General features: G+C 49.2%; 7 protein-coding genes and 1 pseudogene. 2 read left to right on the top strand and 6 right to left on the bottom strand.

The genetic code is table 11. The features are described from left to right. Positions 1–13 precede the first annotated feature (13 nt). Positions 14–178 (bottom strand): annotated as a pseudogene (locus tag V7K60_RS13105) (IS5/IS1182 family transposase); the annotation flags it as partial. Between the two features lie 456 nt (positions 179–634). Here V7K60_RS13105 and V7K60_RS13100 point away from each other — a divergent pair. Continuing rightward, positions 635–1,774: an NAD(P)/FAD-dependent oxidoreductase gene (locus V7K60_RS13100; protein ID WP_334926105.1), complete on the top strand. Its 1,140-nt coding sequence runs from the start codon at positions 635–637 to the stop codon at positions 1,772–1,774. A 547-nt stretch (positions 1,775–2,321) separates the two neighbouring features. Here V7K60_RS13100 and V7K60_RS13095 read toward each other — a convergent pair. The 4 genes from V7K60_RS13095 to V7K60_RS13080 all read right to left on the bottom strand — a co-directional run bounded on the left by V7K60_RS13095 (position 2,322) and on the right by V7K60_RS13080 (position 5,511). Beyond that, entirely contained in the window at positions 2,322–3,290 is a 969-nt protein-coding gene (locus V7K60_RS13095) for an alpha/beta hydrolase (RefSeq protein ID WP_334926103.1), read from the bottom strand. A 284-nt stretch (positions 3,291–3,574) separates the two neighbouring features. Then, positions 3,575–4,576, bottom strand: a complete 1,002-nt coding sequence (locus V7K60_RS13090) for a hypothetical protein (RefSeq protein WP_334926101.1) — start codon at positions 4,574–4,576, stop codon at positions 3,575–3,577. Between the two features lie 169 nt (positions 4,577–4,745). Further along, positions 4,746–5,048 carry a muconolactone Delta-isomerase family protein gene (locus V7K60_RS13085; RefSeq protein WP_334926100.1) on the bottom strand — a complete coding sequence of 101 codons (303 nt, stop codon included), beginning with the start codon at positions 5,046–5,048 and terminating at the stop codon, positions 4,746–4,748. Positions 5,049–5,085: 37 nt separating this feature from the next. After that, positions 5,086–5,511, bottom strand: a complete 426-nt coding sequence (locus V7K60_RS13080; RefSeq protein WP_334926098.1) for a YybH family protein — start codon at positions 5,509–5,511, stop codon at positions 5,086–5,088. 58 nt (positions 5,512–5,569) lie between these two features. Between V7K60_RS13080 and V7K60_RS13075 the strand changes: the two genes are divergently transcribed. Then, complete coding sequence (locus tag V7K60_RS13075; protein WP_334926096.1) at positions 5,570–5,761, top strand: hypothetical protein; 192 nt, start codon at positions 5,570–5,572, stop codon at positions 5,759–5,761. 4 nt (positions 5,762–5,765) lie between these two features. Here the strand turns inward: V7K60_RS13075 and V7K60_RS13070 are convergent, their stop codons facing one another. After that, positions 5,766–6,389, bottom strand: coding sequence for an NAD(P)-dependent oxidoreductase (locus V7K60_RS13070; RefSeq protein ID WP_334926094.1), 624 nt, complete (start codon positions 6,387–6,389; stop codon positions 5,766–5,768). Positions 6,390–6,421: the final 32 nt, after the last annotated feature.

Below are 6,421 nucleotides of genomic sequence, written 5' to 3'. Positions count from 1 at the left end.
ATCCAGTCCGTTACACGTAGAAAATGGCATTCAAAATTTCTCGTAAATCTACTTCTACAGCATGCCAAAATCCTTTAGGTGTGGGTAGAAGGGGCTTGATAATTAACCATTCGCTATCGCTTAAATCACTTGGGTAGGGTTTGCGTTTTTGGTTCTCAATTACTGCTAGACGACTCATTGGCAACAATCTAACTGCATTCGATTTAGCCTATAACCTGAGTCAAGCTAGATTCATTTCTCTTTAGATTTTCTTTACGAATCAGCTCTAAGTGACTCCATATACTACCTTAGGAATGCAACATCACATTATGCTGATATTACACGCTTTCTTTTATAGATTCCGCAATTGGGGCAAAATTTGGAATTACACATAATTCACTAAACATGTAATTGATGACCGAAAATATTGTATTTTCGTTAGCATCACCAACATGCAATCTGCCCATCAAATCCAACTTATCAATCAAAACCGCTACAACCCACATAACTTCGTTGGCTGATTAAACTTGCTTATGATTGCAGGGCTATAACCAACTACAGGTATAATCTTTGTTAAAAAGCGACTGCTATAGATGATATTTTATTCACTCACCACCGTGGCTGTACTCTTTAGTCTAAAGTCCAGTAATTAAGTATGAAAACCTACGACTGGATTGTGGTTGGGGGCGGAATTACGGGTGCTGCACTCGCTTATGAACTGGCTAAAACTGGCTTTTGTGTACTTTTGTTGGAGCAATACAGCAGACCACAAAATGCAACTCGCTATAGTTATGGTGGGCTGGCCTATTGGTCGGGTACTACACCACTAACTCAGCGATTGTGCGAAGAAGCGATCGCACGTTACCATATCCTATCTCAAGAGTTAGACGCTGATATCCAATTTCGGGAATTAGATTTATTACTGACTATTTCAGCCCATAGCGACCCAGAAGCAACTGCTGCATCGTATAATCAGTTTGCCATTCCACCGCGTTTACTCGATATCCAAGAAGCTTGTGAGTTGGAACCGCTGCTAAATCGAGAGGTGATATCTGGTGCTTTAACTGTCAAACACGGTCATATTCATCCAGAAAAAACAGCACAAGCTTACATCCAAGCCTTTGAGCGTGCTGGGGGTGAAATGCAGATTACCCAAGTATTGCAAGTATTGCAAGATGGTGTACAAACGACCAGTGCAACTTTCCACAGCGCTAACGTTGTTATCTGTGCAGGTGGACTCAGCCGCCAGCTTCTCAAATCTGCTGGTGTTTCCATCAAGCTGTATTTTACCCACGAAGAAATCATTGAAACCCCACCTGTTGATGTCAAGTTACGCACCTTAATTATGCCAGCGAATCAACAACGGTTTCAACTAGAAGCTGAATCTACTCAAGTTGATGAATTATGGGATGAACTTGGTAATGAGTTAGTACCAACGATTTTAGATGCAGGTGCGATTCAGTTTCAAGATGGTAGTATCCGCATCGGTCAAATTAGCCGTACGATCGCAGATCCTCATGCCAAGGTAAACTCAGACGTAAGCGAAAAATGGTTGCGAAAAAGTGTTGGTCAAATTTTACCAGCATTGGAGAATTTACCAGGGAATTGGTATCACTGCTTAGTGGCATTTAGTAGCAATCAACTCCCCTTAATTGGTGCTATCCCAGGTTTTAAAGGCGTTCATGTTTTCTCTGGGTTTAGCAATCCTCTAGTACTTATACCACCTTTGGCAAAGCGCTTTGCTAATTTTGCAACTGGCAAGGAAGATGAAATTATTATAAAAATACTAATCTAAGAGCTGATTCGTAAAGAAAATCTTAAGGATACCCAATTCATTGCTGGGTATGACTTTCAGAGAATCAACGCTTGATTGGCTTAAATTCCTAAAACCCTGACGAGACAAAGACTTTACTCTAGTTTACAAATTATATCATGTCCGCATAATTAGTTATGATTCCCCTAGTCATTACACCTCACCCCTTAATCCCCTCCCTGCAAGCGGGGAGGGGAGGCGAAGCGTAGCTTTGGCGGGGTGGGGTTCTTCGGGTTTAATTAAGTAATCAAGCGGACATGATATTAGCTCTTAGCGTTGATTGGTACTCCTACCCGTCCACCCAAACCTTGCAGAAAGTCTCCAGGAAAAACTCGCCTACGCAAAAACCGATGTCCTAATCGTCAAAAAGACAGCAACAGCACCCTATAAAGAACCATCTGTTGCAGTCTAATATCAAAGATTGTTCATACTTTCGGTAAGTCTCTGATTAACTCAGCCCTGCTAGGTAGTTTTGCATTACTTAGTCTAAACTCCAGTCATTAACCCGTCTCTACTATGTGGTGCTTGTTCAGCAGGTACCTAGCTTACCCTTCAGGAAGGCAGCTATCATGCCCAAAGCCGCCTCCGCTGCGTTCAGTGTTCTGACGTTCCCCGGAAAGACGTGCGTCATTCCCTCCCACACATGAGCCGTCACATCGACCCCCTCGGCATGGGTACGCTTGGCATAGCGGCGCGTGTCATCGAGAAGCACCTCGCTCGTTCCGACGTGAATTTGAATCGGGGGCAGGCCAGTGAAGCTGCCGTAAAGCGGCGAGACCAGCGGATCGTGTGGATCATGCCCTTGCAGATAGCTCGCGCCAGCCATTGACAGCACCTCTCTCGTCAACAGTGGATCGTCGTCTGCGTGATCCTGTAAACTCAGTCCTGTCAAGGCCAGATCCGTCCAAGGTGACATCACAACTGCAGCGGATGGAGCGACGCCACCGCGTGCAAGAGCATCGGATTGTGCGACTGACAACAAGACGAGAGCAAGACCCCCACCGGCTGAGTCTCCGACGATCGCGATTTTCTGGGCGCCCTGTTCGACGAGTCCGCGATAAGCCGCCTTTGCATCGTCCAAGGCGGCTGGAAAGGGGTGTTCCGGCGCGAGTCTGTAGTCCGCGACGAACGCGGATGCGCTCGTGCACGCGGCGACCTGACCGGCGAGATGCCGATACGCGTGCGCCGAACCTAGCATATAGGCTCCTCCGTGAAGATGAAGGATAGCGACGCCCGGATGTGAGTTCTGCGGGTGGCACCAAACGCCTGGCACACCCCCGACTACACCTTGCTCGTAGCTTACACCCGGCGCGTCCGGGGTTTTCTCCTGGATCTCGTCGAAGGCACTGCGAGCAGCCGATCCGCTCAGCTTGCCTTTGGAGGGAGCAACCTCCGTCCGCATTGCAGCAATGGCTTCACCATCCTTTTCGGCAAGCGGATGGTGGATCTCGGCTGCATAAGCATTGCTGTGTTCAAGCTTCTCATTGTCGGACTGCATCTTTTTTCTCCATTGCTTGGTAACAATTCGTTCGGGTAGCGCTTGGCAGTTTGTGCTAAGTTGCCAGTAAAGACGGGCTAACGAACCCAAGCTCAGTAACAGAGGCTGGCGAAGTCAAGCGTGGTAATACGCGAAGAAAGCTCACCGCTAGCCTCTATTCGCTAGAGCGCGTCGTTAGGCGGGGGATTCGCGAGGGAACGCAGAACTTTGATTGCCCCACCCCCGGAGATCGGCTAATAGTTAGTGAAGTGATGCTTCTGATTTTCTTGAGATCGTCACCAGTGTCACGTCCCGAGAAGCTCGGGTACGAAAATGTCCTCGCAAGTGAGCCGCCGCTTTGACAAGCCCTGCTCAAAATGATATCGCAGGAAAGTGTCAACAGCCTTGCGGTTCGCCTCCACGCCGTAGGACCACCAGTCGTCACCCAGCAGGGTGCGATCCTCGTCCACAAGTTTGCTGAACCAAGGGATCATGGTCGCCATGTTGTTGAAAATCATGCCCTTTTTATACTGCTCCCGGACGGCATCTTTGGCATCGCAGAAGCCTTTGTAAACTGCCTTCACAATTTCGGGCCGCTCCGAGGCCAGTTCCTTGCGAACGACGACCACGTGCATGATTGGAAAAATACCCGTGCGCTGGTAATAGGCACGCTCAATCGCCTCATAGTCTTCAAACAGATGGGCGACCTTCGGCGACTTTTCCAGCACGCACTTGGGTACATCCGCAGCAATCAGCGCATCAATTTCTCCCTCTTTGAGCATTTCTCCCAAATCCGTTTCTTCGGGAGCCTGTTCAACTTCAACGTTCGCAGGGTGCGGGTGCGGAATAAAGTCAACCGGCTTCAAGGGCCAGTCAAGCGTGCCAACGATCCAACGGCACTGGTCGGGCGTCACGCCATACTCGTCTGACAATATCCCCTTGGACCACACACCCGCGTCGTGACCGTAAACCGCAAACTCACCGATGGTTTTGCCCACAAGATCATTCGGTGTTTTGATGCCGCTCGCCTTGTTGATGTAAATCGCCGAGTGCCGGAAACAGCGATTCGGGAATACAGGAATGGCGATGAAAGGCGGTTCTTCAAAATCCATCGTGCGTAGAAAATACGTCATTCCAAGTTCCGACACGTCAAAGGCATGCTTTCGGATCATGCCTTCAAAAACTTCGGTGACGATGGGGTTGCTGTGAAAGGTGGCATCTACTCCATCAATTTTGACAGTGCCATCCGCCAAAATGCGAGTCCGGTCGTATTCCCCGAAAGCAATTTCAAGTTTCGTATCATTCATGCTATTGTTTCGTCTCGAACAATTCTGTTTAAGTGTGGTGCGTTTGCCCTGGCCCGCAGCCGCCCAAACCGAGGCTCTGCGACGGCGACTGGCAACACAAGAGCCGACAAACAAAAGAAAGCCCAAGCGCCAGCCTCCGTTCGCTGGAGCGCATTGTTAGGCGGTGCGATTAGACAGACTTCTTCCCGAATGCAGGATACGGCGCGAGCGGCAATATCTGGTAGTCAGCGTAATCAACCTTGATCAGCGGAAAGCTATCGATCATCTTTTGCAGATGCTCCGGTGACTCCGCTTCAAAGAGAACGGCTGCGCCGCGATTTTTCCTGTCCAGTGCCCATACTTGACGCAGACCTCCCTCTGTGTAAAGGACTTGCGCTTGCGCCTGCTCTTCGAGTTCCCGTTTTTGGAAGTCAGAGGGCATTCCATCGGTCTCAAATTTCTGTTTGGGTGTGAAAATAACAAGATATTGCATATAAAACCTCTATTTAGCTTACTTGGTTGTAAAAACTTCATTCAGAAATTGGCACAGTTCCTGTGTTGTGGAAAGCGGTAATCTGCCAGGTGTTCTCCTTGCGGGTTGTTACGGCTGTCCAGACACCTATATTTTCTATTCGATGTACTTCATCAGGACTCTTCTGTCCAGTAGTTTCCCAAGTGGTATGTGCGACTGCCACATCCGGGGTGAGGAATTTAATTTGGGTGTCAGTAATAGTCATCTGGTTATCGCTTAAGAACGATGCCAGCGCCTGCGCGTGTGCTTGTTTCGTCTCGGTTCGCCCTTTAAACCAACGACCTATGACGTCCACAAAATCGATATCCTCAGCAAACAACGTCGCCAAGTGCTCCGCATCTTTAGCGTTCCACGCCTCGGCAAACGTTGTCATCACTGCTTTGATTGCCGCTTTATCCTTTGCACTGGTTTCTGTTGTAGACATAATGATTGTTCTCACTAATGATTTGTATTGAAGAACTATCGCTTAGGAGCGCAGCACCTTGAGTGCCACTTGGGGAAATAAGCCTTGTAACACCAGCGAACTGTACCAAATCGTCGCCATCGGCTCTAGTCAACGGGCATTACGAAGGGTTGTGTTGCCTCAACTCTTTAATTTCCATCTGTTTGTCCAGGACTGTCCTGGATACTCAACGAACACGCTGCCGTCCCCAAAAAGAGAGCGTGTTAGTTGAGTTCTTAGCTATTTGCGATCGTCACGGCTTGATGGAGGTATTCGTTAGTGTCAAGCTGGGCAAGCATGAAGTCAGCCAAGTCGGCACGGGTAATTTTATGGGCCTTCTCGCCCGTTTTGGCATCGAAAACTCGAACGTTCCCCTTGGCAGGGTCGTCGTTGAGGAGGGCTGGGCGAAGAATCACCCAGTCCAGACCGCTCGACTCGACAGCGGACTCCATTGCCGCTTTGTCCTTGTCAGCGCCGCGCAAAAAGGTCGCAATCAGTAAACGCTCATACAGAGTGGCATTCGCTTCACTATCCCCTTCACCAATCATTGAAGTTACCACCAGACGGCGCACACCGTTTCGCTGCATGGAAGCGATAATTGTGTTGGCGGCGCTCGATTCGAGCGTAGTTGCCTTGTAAGGGGTTTTGCCGCCAATCGTGTCAAGAACAGCGTCTTGACCGAGGACTGCTGCGTCCATCGCGACACTGTCGGTGGCATCACCTTCGATGACGCGAACGTCTGAGACCTCGTATTCATCGGCTTTGTGAACGAAGGCCGTGACCTGGTGGCCAGCAGCCACAGCCTGCTCGACTACAGCTCTACCGGTCTTGCCGGCGGCTCCTATGACTAAGACTTTCATGTTTTAACTCTCCTATGTAACGCTTAGTGGGT

The organism is Nostoc sp. (assembly GCF_036917555.1).
Classification (GTDB): domain Bacteria; phylum Cyanobacteriota; class Cyanobacteriia; order Cyanobacteriales; family Nostocaceae; genus Nostoc.
The sequence above is the reverse complement of the archived record's forward strand: the minus strand, read 5'-3'. Positions and strand labels throughout refer to the sequence as shown.

What these genes read in the sequence shown, in the direction of transcription:
- V7K60_RS13090 (WP_334926101.1), bottom strand. Translation starts at nt 4,576, where the DNA reads ATGAATGATACGAAACTTGAAATTGCTTTCGGGGAATACGACCGGACT.
- V7K60_RS13095 (WP_334926103.1), bottom strand. Translation starts at nt 3,290, where the DNA reads ATGCAGTCCGACAATGAGAAGCTTGAACACAGCAATGCTTATGCAGCC.
- V7K60_RS13070 (WP_334926094.1), bottom strand. Translation starts at nt 6,389, where the DNA reads ATGAAAGTCTTAGTCATAGGAGCCGCCGGCAAGACCGGTAGAGCTGTA.
- V7K60_RS13100 (WP_334926105.1), top strand. Translation starts at nt 635, where the DNA reads ATGAAAACCTACGACTGGATTGTGGTTGGGGGCGGAATTACGGGTGCT.
- V7K60_RS13080 (WP_334926098.1), bottom strand. Translation starts at nt 5,511, where the DNA reads ATGTCTACAACAGAAACCAGTGCAAAGGATAAAGCGGCAATCAAAGCA.
- V7K60_RS13085 (WP_334926100.1), bottom strand. Translation starts at nt 5,048, where the DNA reads ATGCAATATCTTGTTATTTTCACACCCAAACAGAAATTTGAGACCGAT.